This is a genomic window from Acinetobacter modestus (assembly GCF_014636095.1).
Classification (GTDB): Bacteria; Pseudomonadota; Gammaproteobacteria; order Pseudomonadales; family Moraxellaceae; genus Acinetobacter; species Acinetobacter modestus.
Genome location: NZ_BMDV01000003.1, coordinates 65,885 through 81,723 on the forward strand (window position 1 = coordinate 65,885; position 15,839 = coordinate 81,723).

General features: G+C 39.4%; 15 protein-coding genes. 7 read left to right on the top strand and 8 right to left on the bottom strand.

Annotated elements, in window-relative coordinates:
- Positions 1 to 7: 7 nt before the first annotated feature.
- Positions 8 to 718 (bottom strand): phosphate regulon transcriptional regulator PhoB, encoded by a 711-nt coding sequence (gene phoB, locus IEV17_RS08445; RefSeq protein ID WP_004659793.1) that lies wholly within the window; start codon positions 716 to 718, stop codon positions 8 to 10.
- A gap of 250 nt (positions 719 to 968) precedes the next feature.
- On the bottom strand, positions 969 to 1,646 hold the full coding sequence (locus tag IEV17_RS08450) for a TetR/AcrR family transcriptional regulator (protein WP_004659796.1): 678 nt from the start codon (positions 1,644 to 1,646) through the stop codon (positions 969 to 971).
- 305 nt (positions 1,647 to 1,951) lie between these two features.
- On the opposite strand from IEV17_RS08450, the gene IEV17_RS08455 reads away from it, so the two are divergent.
- A complete protein-coding gene (locus IEV17_RS08455) occupies positions 1,952 to 2,779 on the top strand; it encodes an SDR family NAD(P)-dependent oxidoreductase (protein ID WP_004659799.1) in 828 nt (275 codons plus the stop codon).
- Between the two features lie 62 nt (positions 2,780 to 2,841).
- Here the strand turns inward: IEV17_RS08455 and IEV17_RS08460 are convergent, their stop codons facing one another.
- Together IEV17_RS08460 and IEV17_RS08465 are read right to left on the bottom strand one after the other, a co-directional pair.
- A complete protein-coding gene (locus IEV17_RS08460; RefSeq protein WP_004659800.1) occupies positions 2,842 to 4,209 on the bottom strand; it encodes an MATE family efflux transporter in 1,368 nt (455 codons plus the stop codon).
- Between the two features lie 99 nt (positions 4,210 to 4,308).
- On the bottom strand, positions 4,309 to 5,463 hold the full coding sequence (locus IEV17_RS08465) for a methionine aminotransferase (RefSeq protein WP_004659802.1): 1,155 nt from the start codon (positions 5,461 to 5,463) through the stop codon (positions 4,309 to 4,311).
- Between the two features lie 317 nt (positions 5,464 to 5,780).
- On the opposite strand from IEV17_RS08465, the gene IEV17_RS08470 reads away from it, so the two are divergent.
- Positions 5,781 to 6,218 (top strand): hypothetical protein, encoded by a 438-nt coding sequence (locus tag IEV17_RS08470; protein ID WP_004659805.1) that lies wholly within the window; start codon positions 5,781 to 5,783, stop codon positions 6,216 to 6,218.
- A 130-nt stretch (positions 6,219 to 6,348) separates the two neighbouring features.
- Here the strand turns inward: IEV17_RS08470 and IEV17_RS08475 are convergent, their stop codons facing one another.
- The 3 genes from IEV17_RS08475 to IEV17_RS08485 are packed head-to-tail and all read right to left on the bottom strand — an operon-like array spanning position 6,349 to position 8,812.
- A complete protein-coding gene (locus tag IEV17_RS08475) occupies positions 6,349 to 7,656 on the bottom strand; it encodes a DUF445 domain-containing protein (protein WP_004659806.1) in 1,308 nt (435 codons plus the stop codon).
- An 18-nt stretch (positions 7,657 to 7,674) separates the two neighbouring features.
- Positions 7,675 to 8,232, bottom strand: a complete 558-nt coding sequence (locus IEV17_RS08480; protein ID WP_004659808.1) for a CC0125/CC1285 family lipoprotein — start codon at positions 8,230 to 8,232, stop codon at positions 7,675 to 7,677.
- Positions 8,233 to 8,272: 40 nt separating this feature from the next.
- Positions 8,273 to 8,812 (bottom strand): DUF924 family protein, encoded by a 540-nt coding sequence (locus IEV17_RS08485; RefSeq protein ID WP_004659809.1) that lies wholly within the window; start codon positions 8,810 to 8,812, stop codon positions 8,273 to 8,275.
- Between the two features lie 193 nt (positions 8,813 to 9,005).
- Between IEV17_RS08485 and gshA the strand changes: the two genes are divergently transcribed.
- Both gshA and IEV17_RS08495 read left to right on the top strand, forming a co-directional pair.
- Complete coding sequence (gene gshA, locus IEV17_RS08490) at positions 9,006 to 10,583, top strand: glutamate--cysteine ligase (protein ID WP_004659811.1); 1,578 nt, start codon at positions 9,006 to 9,008, stop codon at positions 10,581 to 10,583.
- An 18-nt stretch (positions 10,584 to 10,601) separates the two neighbouring features.
- The gene (locus IEV17_RS08495; RefSeq protein WP_004659814.1) at positions 10,602 to 11,105 is read left to right on the top strand and encodes a disulfide bond formation protein B; all 504 of its coding nucleotides are present in this window, start codon (positions 10,602 to 10,604) and stop codon (positions 11,103 to 11,105) included.
- Between the two features lie 51 nt (positions 11,106 to 11,156).
- Here IEV17_RS08495 and IEV17_RS08500 read toward each other — a convergent pair whose 3' ends face one another.
- Positions 11,157 to 12,503 carry a PGAP1-like alpha/beta domain-containing protein gene (locus tag IEV17_RS08500; RefSeq protein ID WP_004659815.1) on the bottom strand — a complete coding sequence of 449 codons (1,347 nt, stop codon included), beginning with the start codon at positions 12,501 to 12,503 and terminating at the stop codon, positions 11,157 to 11,159.
- A gap of 261 nt (positions 12,504 to 12,764) precedes the next feature.
- Between IEV17_RS08500 and IEV17_RS08505 the strand changes: the two genes are divergently transcribed.
- The 3 genes from IEV17_RS08505 to IEV17_RS08515 are packed head-to-tail and all read left to right on the top strand — an operon-like array spanning position 12,765 to position 15,825.
- Positions 12,765 to 13,352 carry a YqiA/YcfP family alpha/beta fold hydrolase gene (locus tag IEV17_RS08505; protein ID WP_034600987.1) on the top strand — a complete coding sequence of 196 codons (588 nt, stop codon included), beginning with the start codon at positions 12,765 to 12,767 and terminating at the stop codon, positions 13,350 to 13,352.
- Between the two features lie 17 nt (positions 13,353 to 13,369).
- Complete coding sequence (parE, locus tag IEV17_RS08510) at positions 13,370 to 15,253, top strand: DNA topoisomerase IV subunit B (RefSeq protein ID WP_004659820.1); 1,884 nt, start codon at positions 13,370 to 13,372, stop codon at positions 15,251 to 15,253.
- Positions 15,253 to 15,825, top strand: coding sequence for a DUF6714 family protein (locus IEV17_RS08515; RefSeq protein ID WP_004659823.1), 573 nt, complete (start codon positions 15,253 to 15,255; stop codon positions 15,823 to 15,825). The genes parE and IEV17_RS08515 overlap by 1 nt, the downstream gene beginning before the upstream one ends.
- Positions 15,826 to 15,839: the final 14 nt, after the last annotated feature.

Here is a 15,839-nt window from a genome sequence, read left to right on the forward strand (position 1 = left end):
AAGGATTTTAACCTGCTGCTAAATCAGCTCGTGTAGAAAAACGATAGCCTGTGCCACGTACTGTTTGTACGAAACGATCTACGCCGAAAGGTTCTAAGACTTTGCGTAAACGTCGGATATGTACATCAATGGTACGATCTTCGATATAAACATTACCGCCCCAAACTTGATCCAGTAATTGTGCACGTGTATATGCACGTTCAGGATGTGTCATAAAGAAAGCCAATAAACGATATTCGGTTGGACCCATATCGAGAATACTGTTCCCAAAGCTCACACGCTGGCTAACTGGATCGAGCATTAAGCCATTAGCATCAATGACTTTTTCGCCACTGAGTGCATTTGCACGACGCAATACAGCTTTGATACGAGAAACCAATTCACGTGTAGAGAATGGTTTGGTCATGTAATCATCTGCACCAGCATCTAGCCCTTGCACTTTATGGTCTTCTTCACCACGTGCTGTCAGCATGATGACAGGAATTTCCGCTAAGTTTTCATCACGTTTGAGACGACGGCATAGATCTACACCACTGACACCACCTGGTAGCATCCAATCCAGCAAAATAAGAGCAGGACGCTGATCGACGATAATCTGATGCGCTTGTTTGGCATCCTCAGCTTGTAAACATTGGAAGCCTGCCATATCTAAAGAGGTATGGATCATTTCGCGGATCGGTAGCTCATCATCGACAATTAAAATATAGTCATCTTTCACTGCGCAATACCCTTAAAATCTGTAACGGTGAACCGTTTTGTTGTTATGACAGGCTTATTACAAAGATTAATTATGACAATATCATTGCAAAAGAGTTAATAAAGTCGAATTTAGCAATAAATTGTGACAATTCTAGGGCAGAGTAGTGACCAAATGATGACAAGTTGTTTGCAAATAAAACAAATGAATTCATTTGGTTAATACCATTGAAACCTTTTTATTGTGTTCGTCACAAAACTGTAAAAGGATTTTAATTTTTTTGTGAGGTGGTTTCAATAAATGATAAAAACACAGCACAACAAGCAGATAACACATCTTCTAAGGGCTGTTTAAAACCTTCGGAAACCCAACGAATAATAATATGCGTCACATAACCATTTAAACCTGTTGCCATTAATGAAACTTCTTCACCACTTTGAGGTGCATTCGGCATGGTAATCATCACGAAAGCTTGGATAATTCGGTCGAATTGAGTCAAGGTTTCTTGAATCGTCGCCTGATTATGTAAATCTTGCACCAACATGGCATCGATATAAATAATTCGTGCCATACGAGGGTCATCTTTAATCGCACTCAACAATGCGGATAAACCTGCCGTGACCATATTCTTAGGTTCAGGTGCAGCCATGAGCACGGCTTGGGTTAAACAATTTTGCATTTTGCCAATCATTTTTAAGAATACCGTTTGGAAAAGTTCCTCACTTTTCTTAAATGATTCATAAAAATAACGCTCAGTCAGCTTCGCCTCATTACAGACATCTTTGACAGTGACCGAAAAAAAACCCTGTGTACCATAGGTTGCAATGCCTGCTTCAATCAACTTTTCGCGGCGAGCTTCTTTACGTTCAGTTAAAGAGAGACCTTTAAACTGACGCTCTTTCGCTTCGGTATTATTTTTCTTGCGTGTCGCTAGATCTTCAGTTGCCATGGAAAAACCGTTCCCTAAAAAGTCTTTAAATCGTATGTCTAAGATTTATTTGCATTTTAAACAGGTCTTGCGAATTTAGAATAACTAAATTTCGTAAAACTTATTTCATCGTGTCTAAACATCTTACGTCATGAAATGTAAATAGACCTAATATGACAAGCAATATGTTGGTTATTGCCATTTGTCTTAAAGCTGTAGTGTACTATATTGACAACCCGTATTGTCAAAATTATATTGGTTATAGCTTAAACTGCACATGATCAAGACAAATGTGTGCATATCATTCGCAATACAAAGGATAGGCAATGAAAAATTTTAAAAATAAAGTCGCAGCGATCACAGGTGCAGGTTCTGGGATTGGACAACAATTGGCAATTTTATTGGCTAAACAAGGTTGCCATTTGTCATTGAGTGATATCAATGAGAAAGGATTAGCGCAAACTGTTGAGTTGGTAAAACAAAATCCAATCACAGTAACGACCAAAGTTCTTGATGTTTCAAACCGTGAAGCGGTGAAGCAATGGGCGCAAGAAACTGTTCAAGATCATGGCTCAGTGAATATGATTTTCAATAACGCAGGTGTGGCACTTGGCTCAACTGTTGAAGGCGCAAGTTATGAAGATTTGGAGTGGATCGTAGGCATTAACTTCTGGGGTGTGGTTTACGGCACCAAAGAATTCTTACCATTCATTAAGCAAACCAAAGATGGTCATATCATCAATATCTCAAGTATTTTTGGTTTAACTTCGCAACCAACACAATCTGCATACAATGCAACAAAATTTGCAGTACGTGGTTTTACTGAATCATTACGTCAAGAACTTGATATTGAAAAGAGTGGCGTAAGTTCTCTTTGCGTACACCCAGGTGGTATCCGTACCAATATCGCAAAAGCTGCCAAAATGAATGACAGCTTAAAGAGCTTGGGCATGGATCCAAATAAATCGATTAAGCAGTTTGATAAATTCTTGCGTACACCACCAGAAGAAGCTGCACGTCAAATCTTAAATGCGGTGTTGAAAGATAAACGCCGTTTGTTAATTGGAACAGATGCTCGTATTGTGGATTCTTTCCAACGTCTATTCCCGACGGGTTATCAACGTATTGCTGCACTTGCAACGAAAATGATGTAAGTTGCAAGCATAAAAAAGCCATTCTCTGTGAATGGCTTTTTTATTTGAGGATCAAAGAAGTTTTAAATAAGGACTTTGATCTTAGTTTTCTTCCAAAAGAACTGATAATAAGAGGCTTGTAATACGCATAAGCACACAAAAGAAAGTGCATAAGCAGTCCAAATGCCCGTTAAGCCCCATAAGGAACTAAACCAATACGCACAAGGAACTTCAATTAAAATAATAGTGAGAATATTAATCATCATTGGAACATTGACGGTTCCACTAGCCCGCATTATTGAAGCAAAAATAGCACTCGCACCAAAGAATAAAATTGACCATAACACAATAAATAAGAGCTGCTGCCCAAGTTCAATGACGCTATGATCGGTAATAAATAGAGCCATTAAATATTTGGAAAATAAGTAAGCCAAAGTGATCAAACTGCCAGTAAATATGACATTCATTCCTAAAGCCGTTCGTGTGACTTTGGCTAATAATTCGGGTTTGCCTGCACCAATCGCTTGAGCGGCAAAAATAGAAGCCGCAATTGAAATAGAGAGGGCTGGAAATTGAATATAATTGAGGACTTGGTTCACTGCACCATATGCTGCGGTCGCATGTGCACCATAATGATTAACCAAACCAATAATGACTAAGCCTGCCAATGAAGTTGTCACCATTTGGATGCCTGTTGGGATACCAAGTTTTAGGATCAGTTTACTTAACGTTGCATCATGGCGAATGCTTTGCAAAAGTCGCGCATCTATTTTCAGAGGGTGATTCTTATAATTGAGGTAGAAGCTTAGAAAGATCAGTACAGCAGCATATCCCATGATTGTTGCAACAGCAGGCGCGACAATGCCTAGAGCAGGGAATCCAAAATAGCCTTTGAGCAAAACAGGCGTTACTGCCAGACCAATCAGGCTGGTTAGGCTCAATGCAATCAGAGGGGTAACACTATCACCGACACCGCGTAAAATCGAAGTATAAATAATGTAGACAAACAATAATGGACTACCCACTAGCATCCAGCGAACATAAGGTAAAGAAAGATGCATGACTTTAGGATCTGTACCTAATAATTGCAAAATATGCTCGGCAAAGCTCCAACCTAAAACAGCAATAATACTGCCCCCAATCAAAGTCATAAATAGAGTTGAGCCAATCACACTTCTGACTTTTTCAAGATTTTGCGCACCCCATGCCTGTCCAATCAGTACAGTCGTTCCTGCGGAAATCCCGATTACAAATGCCAATAAAAAGAAAAGAATTGGGAAGAATACAGAAACCGCAGCAATCGCATCAACTCCCATCATTTGACCTACAAAGATGGTATTAATCGTTCCCGACAAGTTCTGTAAAATGTTGGTAGCAATCAACGGAACAAGAAAAACAAAAAAAGTTTTCCATAGATTGGGTTGCATGACCAAAGGTTGGCGTGGTGTCATTCAGTTTCCTTCACGCTTCATCCTGAAACGGCTATATTTTTTCCAACATAACATTATCGTTACTGTTGGAGGCATGATTGTTCAGTTTATTTTTGTAGATCAACATTGTACGAGGATTTGACTCGCACGCTCTAAAGTCTGGTCTGTTTTGGCAAAACAAAAACGAATCAGGCGTAGTGATTCAGGCGCTTGTTGATAAAAAACGGAAATAGGAATCGCGACAATTTTGTGTTGCTCTGCGAGGAATTGGCACATTTCCACATCATTCAAGTCAGGGCGAATCGCACTGTAATCTAAATTTTGGAAGTAGGTACCTTGTGATGGAATAAATTTGAAACGTGAACTTTGAATTTGAGTATTAAAAAGATCTCGTTTTGCCTGATAAAAGTTCGGGAGCTCCTGAATGTGCTCAGGATGTTGTTGCATATAGTTCGCTAATGCTATTTGGCAAGGTGTGGTTCCGCAAAAATTGGCAAATTGATAAATTTGACGAAACAAACGCATTAAATGTGGTGCTGCAACGCAATACCCCGTTTTCCAACCTGTAACATGATAACTTTTGCCAAAAGAACCGATTACATAACTGCGTTCACGTAATTCGGGGAATTGCAGCGCACTAAAATGTTTTTGTCCATCAAACACGAGATGTTCATAGACCTCGTCAGATAGCACAACGATATTTTTATCTTGAATGAGTTCAATCAGTTGATGCCAGTCTTGTTCTGACCAAATCGCACCAGTCGGATTATGCGGTGTATTGACGATAATCATGCGAGTTTTTGCATTGATACAATCTTTAACTTTTTGCCAATTCACCTGAAATGTTGGTGCTTCTAAATGAATATGAACGGATTTTCCCCCTACCAGTTGTACTGCAGGGGCATAACTGTCATAGCTCGGGTCAAAAATAATGACTTCATCATCTGCATGGATACAGGCTTGAATGGCACAAAAAATCGCAATGGTTGCGCCAGGGGTAATGGTAATTTCGGTGACAGGATCGAGTTGCAGTTGATCTCTTCGTAAAAACTGTTTGGCCAGTTGTTCTCTGAGTACTAAAACACCATCTCCCGCAGGGTATTGGTTATAACCTGAAAGCGTGGCTTGGCTCAGCGCTTCAAGCAATGCAGGTGGAGCAGGGAAATCGGGGAAGCCTTGAGACAGATTCAGTGCATTCAGTCGTTGTGCGAGTTCAGTCATCACGCTAAAAATAGTAACACCTTGGCTTGGGAGTTTTGACTGAAGCTGCAACATGGTTTTTAACCTGATTGATGTTTTATTTAGGACTGATTGTATCCAGAAAGAGCGGCCTTTTCCAAATTATCGATCTCTAAATAAAAAGAGATATGTCTCTTATAGGTTTGAAACATGTGTTTCACATCAAGAGAAATATTGGAATTGTGTCTTAATAAAAACAATACTGACAGAATTGGTCAATTTTGATTTAAAATTGTAAATTTAATTGTTAATTTTCAAATATATATGGTGTTTAAATTTTATTTTTTAAGCGATATAATTTACAGATAGTGATTAAAATAAATACTATTTTTTGTGAAATAGGGCATTCAGTAATGGACAGTTTTGATCTAAAAATACGCTACCCACATCATATTGATTTAAAAGATGTGGAGCAGCTTGAGGCACTGAATACCATTGGGGTATTAACTCGTTTTGATAAAATGGGCTGGAAAAAACAATTAAGCCGTTGGCTGCAGCTTAATGGTGCTAGCCCAACGTTTACCATTACTGATGAAAAGACCGAACAAACGATCGAAATCGTATTAAATACCTATGGGTCATTTCAAGAGCTTAATTTTATCGTCAAGACAGATATTCCAGCTGTTGTTGCTAAAAAACAAATGTTTGGATTAGTTACACGACAGGCGAAAGAAAAAGTTCATTTTAAACAACTTTCATTGGTACAAGTGAAAGTCTATCTAACTGCATTTTTAAAACAAGATACAGATACTTTGATTCGTTATTATCAAGAAAGTAAATACATGGTTTGATCTACGAAAAGGGAGTGAAATAACACATCTCTAAATTTGATTATATTCAGATTGGAGCTTATTTTATTTCAATGAAGGAATAAAAAAAGACGACAAAACAGCACTGTTTTACCGTCCTTAATCATATCATTTACAAAACATTTTCAACAATCGCACGAATGATACCGAGTGCTAAACCAATAAAAGCACCGACAATCACGCCGTTGACGCGGATCATATGCAGATCACCACCGACCTCACTTTCGATTTTGGCGATCATTTCGCGTGAATCCCATTCGTGAATACGCTCGCTGATATAGCGAATAATCTTATCGCTGTATTGCTCACTGAAATTCGTCGCTAAGCCGACCATTTTCTCATTCAATACTTGGCGTACTTTTTCATTCTGAATCAAGCTTTCACCAAGCTGTTGTATCGCAGCCTGTAAATTCGTTGCAATACCAGAATCTTCCTGCATTAAATCCGTTTTAATCGCATCACATAAAATTGCCACAGCACCACTAATAAAGTTCAGAACTTGAGGGCTATCAAGAAGGGCATCTTTACCACTATTCAAACGTTGACTGGCCTCACTCTCCGTATCAGCGAGTTGTAACATGAGTGAATGTGTGGTTGTTTCAATATCTTGTCGCCATGGATGTTCAGGGTTAGCCAACATCGATTCAACTTTTTCAATCAGTGAGTCAATCGTCCGTTGTTGCACATCAATCCCAATCCAGCTTGCGCCTTTAGCAAGCTTCCAAACACCTAATTCTTGGAATAGTTTACGTGATAGATCTCGTGCCTCTTCAGGATGAGAGACCATCCACTCATGCGCCAGATCAAGACCGCGTTGTAATACGTCTTGATGGAAATCATTTTCCAAAACAGCACGTAACATTTCACTGGCCAATTTATTGATTTTAGTACTGCGGACCCATTGCACACTATTGTTTTGGACAAAGTGGGCAATTTGATCTTGGCTCACAAATTCAAAAATTTTCGGTACAGTATGTTGAATCATCTGTACGACTTGCTGGTTATTTTGAGGGTTTGCTAGCCATTGACCGACGGCCAAACTGAGGTCGGCATTTTTTAAACTGCGTTCAACAATTTGAGGAGATAAAAAGTTTTCTTGTACAAATCGGCCCATTGATTCTGCAATGCGAGCTTTATTCCGTGGAATGATTTCGGTATGGTCACGCAATAGTTTGGGTAAAGGCATTTTTCCAAAAGGATTGCGAAAAAGCACAGTGACAGCGTACCAATCAGCCAGCCCACCAACTACACCTGCTTCCGCACCTAACATAAAAATATGAATGACCCATTTATATTCAGGTAAAAAATGCGCCGCGACCATTAAGCCAATCCATGCTACAACCGCAATGATCAATGCCATAGTGGCGAAGTACTTACTTCTTTGCAGGCTCGGTACGTGAATTTCTTCGACTGAATTCATTGAGTCATCCTTATCAATTTACTTTTTGTTTTGAGGTGGCGCAGGGGGCTGCAACACGTCTCCTGTTGGACTCAATCCATATTTTTGCCCTAATGATTGCAAGATGAGTTGCGCATCAAAAGCATCAGGTGATTGCTGCTGAGTCTGAAAACACTCGATAGTATACGACACTTGGATTGGATCAAGATTGACCACTTGAGGCATATCATAGAATGGATCAGGCCAAAAGGCAGGATGTCGGCGATAATAACCATATGGGTAATAAGAGGGTGTCGGATAAATCACAGCTTGGCGTTGTGTCTTGTGACGTGCATTACTTGGATCATCGACAACGGTAAAATAACGGAAACCGTTTTTGACTGTAGTTTGTGCAGCTTTGAGTAAAGTAATTTCTTCTGCCGTACCATAACTCAAATTATTATCTGCCTGAAAACCGACACGGAACGTTTTATTGTTTAGTGGATAGGCTGTGAACTGCCCGAGTTGATCGAAAGTTTTAGGTTTTGATGGAACAGTTGCACATCCTGCCAGTGTTAATGTAACAAGGAGAGGGGCACATATGAATAAAGATTTCATTTTGCAATTCCTATGTTCAATGTCTCAGGAGACGAGAGACTTAAAAGCTGCTATTCGGTTCTGTTAAAAAGGTCAGTTCTTCAGGTGTCGAGCTTCGACCTAAGATGGCATTACGATGTGGATAACGCCCAAAACGGTCAATAATCACTTTATGCTTTTTTTCAAAGCTCAAATTAATTTCGTTCCCTAAACGTTGGAACAGTTTTAAAGCAAACTCATGCATTAATTTAGATTCACTATGCATAAATGGCATATATAAAAATGAGCGTTGTTCAGGATTAAGTTGAGCATCGAGTTGTAAACTAATTGCTTCTTGAGCAAGCATCAATGCCATACTGTCATAGGCAAAAGCTTGCGCTTGATCACGATATAAGTTGCGAGAAAATTGATCTAGCACAATGATCTCGGCTAAGCGACCCTCTGGTGTGTGTCGCCAAGACCAAAGCTCTGCTTGGATCGCTTGATGGTGAATTATTTGAAATTGGTCGCGAATTTTTGCATCAAATTCATCACTTTTGGCAAACCAAAGTGAACGGTGTTCAGGATTAAACCAAAAATTAAGAATGTCCTGTGCTTGCATAGTTCAGTGCTCATGGGAAGATTTATTTTTTAATAAAATCACAATTTCAGCATGTCTTATATAACAAGATTGTGATAAAAATTGCCAAACTAAATCAGATGACTAGATCACAATTGTCGTTATAATTGGCAGAATAACCAAGTCGCGACCATTTATGTGGTTGGCTGATCTTAAATAAGCGAGCATATAAATTATGAATCAACCCAGCATACATTCTTCCTCTGTGATACCGACTTGGGTAGATGCTTCGCTATTAAAGGGGATGCTACGCGGCATTGAACGCGAAAGTTTACGTATGCAAAGCAATGGATTTTTATCACAAAAAAATCATCCAGAAGCTTTAGGTTCTGCACTGACACATCCGCATATCACGACAGATTATTCAGAAGCATTAATGGAGTTTATTACTACGCCGAAAACAACCATCGCGGCTGCATTAGATGAATTAAGAGATATTCATAGCATTGTGCATCAGCAGCTAGAAGAAGGCGAAAGATTATGGCCATTGTCCATGCCGTGTATGTTGGATGATAATGAAGAAAATATCCGATTAGCACAGTACGGCACTTCTAATATTGGCCGCTTTAAAACCTTATACCGTCATGGTTTAGGTGTACGTTATGGTCGCCGTATGCAAACCATTTCGGGTGTGCATTACAATTTATCTTTTCCTGATCAATTGTTTGCAGTATTGCAACAACATGAAACCAAGCCAGAATTAAAACAACTCAGTTTGCAGGATTATCGTAGCCACCGTTATTTTGGTTTGATTCGAAACTTTATTCGTTTGATCCCTTTAGTGATGTATATGTTGGGTGCTAGTCCATCGGTTTGTCGTTGCTTTTTAACAGGGCGCGAGCATCATTTACAGCCTTTGGTTAAAGGGACTCTATACTTACCAGAAGCGACCGCTTTGCGTATGGGACGTTTAGGCTATCAAAACTCAGCACAAAAAGAATTAGGTATTCATTACAACGATCTACATGATTATCTTGACGGATTACAAAAAGCGGTACATACCCCTTATCCTGAATTTACCGATTTAGGTTTAAATGATGAACAGGGTGAGCCGATTCAAATCAATGATCACGTGCTCCAAATCGAAAATGAATACTACAGTCTAGTTCGTCCGAAACAAGTACCACAAGCAGGTGAAACCCCATCACAAGCATTGAAGAATCGTGGTGTTGGATATGTAGAATTACGTGCCGTAGATGTGAACCCTTATAGTGCGATTGGAATTGATGAAATTTCAGCGGGTTTTCTTGAAAGTTTAGCATTGTATTGTTTATTAAATGACAGTCCTGATTTGTTTGTAGAAGAGCAAGAACAAATTGATCATAATCAAACTGAAGTGGTCAATCGTGGACGTGCAGTAGATGCTAAAATTGTAGAAGGTGAAACAATAGTTTCACTGCATGATTGGGCACAGCGTCATTTAAATGCGATTCAAGACTGCGCTACTTTGTTAGATCAAATGGATGATTCACAATTATATTCTGAGGCAATCCAAGTGATGCAGCAGCGTTTAGATCATGTTGAAAATACCCTTTCAGCGCATGTGATTAAAGATACTTTGGATAATGGTGGGACATGGAGCTTTGGGAGTATCATGGCTCAACAACATGTCAATCGTTATGAACAACATCAGTTGGGTGCAGAAAGAGAACAATATTTTGCAGAATTAGCGCAAACATCGTTGCAAAAACAGGCGCAACTTGAACAAGATAACGACATCAGCTTCGAACAATATCTTGCACAATACCGTTAAAATTTTAGAGGACTTCCCATGCGATGGACTTACCGCTTAGTTAGTGCATTACTGGTACTAACGAGTATTATTGGTATCTCGTTTGCGTTGTATTTAGAACATGTGCAAGGTTTAGAGCCTTGCCCACTGTGTATTTTCCAACGTATTGGCTTAATTGGAATGGGATTGATTGCGTTAGTCGCATTTATTCATAATCCGATTTCAAATGGTTTTAAACGTTTTTATGCACTATTAGCAACCTTATCCATCGGTTGGTCAGTGGGTGTGGCATCTCGTCATGTTTGGCTACAACATTTACCACCTGATAAGGTGCCAAGTTGTGGTCCAGGCTTGGACTATTTAGTTGATGCATTGCCAATGAAAGCGGTATTTCAAGAAGTGCTTTCAGGTTCAGGCGAATGTGCAGCAATTGATTGGACTTTCTTAGGACAATCTCTACCAGTGTGGTCATTGCTGTATTTCAGTTTGATCTTATTGGTATGTTTGTGGCAGTTGTTTAGACATTATAGTGCTGCTAAATAATAAAAAAGCCAACGATAAGTTGGCTTTTTTATTGGATCAAGAAGACTGACATCAGGTTTCTACGATACCATCCAAATCATCAAAAGTATAATTATTCGGAACGTTGATTAAATGTGTTTGGATACCTTCCTCAACGACTTCGTCAACATCAGGATATAACCAACGCGTAATCTGTTCAGCAACACTCGAATGGTACTGAATTTCAAAATGGTTTAAACCATAGAATACGGCTTTATGGGTTTCTGGTAATTTAAGTTGGAAGCGTGGATTTTGATGTTCACCTAGCGCACTTTTTACACTGACCAAGTAATCGCCAATGACAGAAAGTGCTTTATTACGCAATTTCTCAAATTCTAAAGTACCTGCGATTAAGAAGGTATTGATATGTGAGGGTAATGGTGCAGGTTTACGATTGTCATCAGCAAAGCCAATACGTGCATCATTATGTTCCCAATCATCATCTCGAACACTGCCATGACGCAAATCTAAAATACCATTACTACGAATGTTGACCAGTTGACCAATTAAACTAATAAAAGGGAAAGCGCCAAGTTTATCTTGCAAAATAAAGCCAAAACGTTCTAGCACTGCACCATGATGTGGCGAACCAATACAAACTAAGTTCTCAACCATATGCACCCATTGATAGAGATTCTGTTTGCCATAAAATAGGGCACTCCGTGAAACCAAGCCACCCATACTATGTCCGATCAAATCAATGCTGGTGATTCTTGGATTTCGTTGTACTAAATCTTCAAGTACATTTGCAAAGCTTCGACCATTTGCAGAAATACGACGCCCTGTATTGTAGTTCAGATATAACATGGTGTTGTTATCCCGTTGCGCAAGCAAACGTTCACCAATTCCACCATAACGGCTATTTGACCAGCTGAGATGATTCATACACAGACCATGTGTAAGAATGACAATACGACCAGTTAATTCACCTTGTTGTAATGATCCATAGTGATCATAAAGCACCATAGGTAAAGCCATTGGGTTGTGTTGTTTTAAGAAAAAGTCTCCAAAAATCCCATTTAATGCACCCACCACAAAATGCAGTGTTGGTGTCAGGGGCTTATCATGCAGCACAGGGAATTTTTCAATAATATGACGTAAACTTGGTGCAAGAAAACTGCTACCGTACTTCTGTAAGGTATCATAAGAAAATTGATAAAATTTTTGCAACTGTGGAAGTTTCTGTAATTTTTTAGCTTTTTGTGCGCTTAAACCAAGTGTTGTCCGTAACACTTCTGTTTGCACTAATTGCACTAATTCGTGAACACCACTTAAGCTCGTGCTCACAACTTGTGCCAAACCTTCCAAAACATCTGCCTGACTAGGGGGTGTACTGTCCCATTTGCAGTAGGTTTCATGCAGAGGCGTTAAACTTGGCATATTGATTTCCCCATCCTTGATATATACCGAAGGTTTGAAGTAATTGACTTAATATTCTTTAGATAAACTACAACAAACGCTTACATCTTATGTGTTTCATAAGTAATTTTTTTAGAATACTGATGAACGGAGTGCACTATCGTTTTTTGTGTCAGACAATATCAAGCTTAAATGTAATTTATATTGTTATTTGTTTATCTATTAACCTAAATAATGTGATTTATTTGGCAATAAGTCAAGCTGTTGTCTATTATGGTGCGTATGCAAATTATTTATTTACATGGCTTTCAGAGCAGCCCCATGTCAAAAAAGGGGCAACAATTAGAACAATATTGCACAAATGTTGAGCATACTGATGTGCATTTACCTGATTTGAATAAACCGCCTGAACACGTTTTAAGAGATGTTTCTAAGCTGATTGAAAGTTTACCATTCGATCAAGTTACATTGGTTGGAAGTAGCTTAGGGGGATTCTATGCGACATATTTTGTCGCAAAATATGGATGCCCTGCTGTACTGATTAATCCTGCTATGCAACCATGGCAGTTATTCGAAGATTTATTCGGGATTGAGCAAATCCCGCTCAAAGTCACTGATTCATGGACACTTGATGCCGACCAATTGCAGCAATTACAATCAATTGCTGACACGAAGTTAAAGCATGCTGATAAAATTCTTGTACTGTTGCAACGAGGTGACGAAGTCTTGGATTATCATCAAGCACAACGTTATTATAATGCAGCACAGCCATCTGCATTGATTTTAACCGACGCTGATGGTAATCATGCAATGGATGATTTTGAAGAAAAACTACCTTTCGTACTCCGATTTTTATCGACAGCCCTCTAATAAGGAAGTCAGACCCAGTGACACAATACACGGCACAATCCCTTGAAGTTCTTTCAGGTTTAGATCCTGTTCGTCGTCGTCCCGGTATGTATACCGATACCTCACGTCCAAACCATTTGGCGCAAGAGGTGATTGACAATGCGGTGGATGAAGCACTTGCAGGACATGCCAATCAAATTTGTGTCACCGTATATGAAGATGGTTCATTGTCAGTCGAAGATAATGGACGAGGTATGCCAGTTGATATTCATCCTGAATATGGACAAAGTGGTATCGAAATTATTTTGACCAAATTACATGCAGGCGGAAAATTTAGTACCGATAATTATCAATTTTCTGGTGGTTTACATGGTGTTGGTATTTCTGTCGTGAATGCTTTATCAACACGCGTTGAGGTTGCGGTACAACGCCAAGGTAACTTGTATCAAATGGCATTTGAACAAGGTGAACCTGTTGCACCATTATCGGTGTTAGAAGGTAAAGTTGCGAAACGTGCGACAGGAACAACCGTTCGCTTTTGGCCAGAAGCAAAATACTTTGATAGTCCAAAATTTGCACTAAAAGCATTGAAGCATAATTTGAAAGCTAAAGCCGTTTTAGCGGCGGGCTTAAAAATTATTTATGACGATAAAATCAATAATGAAAAAATTGAATGGCAGTTTGAAAATGGTCTAGTCGACTATTTAATGGATGAACTCGAGGATCGAGAGATTCTACCTGATCCTGCCTTTGTCAGTAGTGGACAAGCAGAGCGAGCAGCTTGTGAATTTGCGATCTGTTGGAATGTTGAGGGTGGTGAACAAATACAAGAAAGTTACGTCAATTTGATTCCAACCGCGCAAGGTGGTACGCATGTCAATGGATTGCGTTCAGGGGTCACGGAGGCGTTACGTGAATTCTGTGAATTACGTAATTTGTTGCCGCGTAATATGAAACTCTCTGCGGAAGATGTTTGGGATGGGGTCAATTTCATTCTATCTTTAAAATTTCAAGAGCCACAATTTTCAGGACAAACTAAAGAACGCCTATCGAGTCGTGAAGCCTCCAATATTGTACTGAATATCGCCAAAGATGCGTTTGCTTTATGGTTAAATCAACATGCTGAGATTGCAACGCAGTTAGCTGAAATGGCAATTGCTAAAGCTGGACGTCGCTTAAAAGCAGCGAAAAAAGTGGAGCGTAAAAAGATCGTCTCTGGTCCTGCGTTACCCGGAAAACTGGCTGATTGTGTGGGTTTAACGCGCGAAGACAGCGAATTATTTATTGTCGAAGGGGATTCCGCAGGTGGAAGTGCTAAACAAGCGCGTGACAAGAATTTCCAAGCGATTATGCCGATTCGAGGAAAAATTCTAAATACATGGGAAGTGTCTTCGGATGAGGTGCTCGCTTCTCAAGAGGTACATGATATTGCGATTGCCATAGGGGTTGATCCTGGTAGCGATGATCTATCTGAATTACGTTATGGCAAAATCTGTATTCTTGCCGACGCAGACTCGGATGGTCTACATATCGCGACATTACTCTGTGCGTTGTTTGTGAAACATTTCCCGACTTTAGTTGAAGACGGTCATTTGTTTGTCGCAATGCCACCACTGTATCGTATTGATATTGGTAAAGATGTTTATTATGCGTTGGATGATAGTGAACTCGAAAGCATTTTGAAAAAAGTGAAAGGTAATAAAAATCCGCAAATCACTCGATTTAAAGGATTGGGTGAGATGAATGCGAGTCAATTGCGTGAAACCACGATGGATCCCAATACCCGCCGTTTAGTCCAACTCGATTTGGATGATGCGCATTTTACCGCAGGATTATTAGATAAATTGCTTGCAAAAAAACGTTCGAGTGATCGTAAGCATTGGTTAGAGCAGAAAGGTAATTTAGCGGATATTGTGGTCTGATGAAACAATATCCTTCACCTGATGATATTCAGGAAATGCGTCGTAGAGGCTATGATCCCATTACAATTGCAGAAGCTGAAGAGTTATTACCGCGCTGGCAACAGCTGGATCAGCTTAGACAAAAGATTGAGAGAGCTTTTGCTGGAGTTACCTTGCAAGAGGGTATTGGCTTATATGAGGCGCAAGGAATAGATGATTATGCCAGTCAGGAAGAGTGTCTGGCGTATCGTGCCAAAGATGAAAAATTAAACTGGCATAATATCTCAATCAATGACTTGAATCGCTGTAATAGCAGTCTAACGTTCTTTGATGCTCAGGGTATGTTGTTTCATTTACCTGCATTTTTATTGGCGAGCTTAAATGGTGATTATTTACATAGGCTCACTTTTACATTGATACATCTAGTAGATGATCACACAGAAAGAAAATTTTGCTTGTTTAATGCCGAACAGCGTGCAGTTGTTGCAGACTATTTACAATTTTTGTTAGATGAACCTGATTACATATACGATCATCAGGAAATTAAGAGCGCCCTAATTACAGGTTATTGGTCTAATACAAACGAATATTAATGTGTTAGCAAATC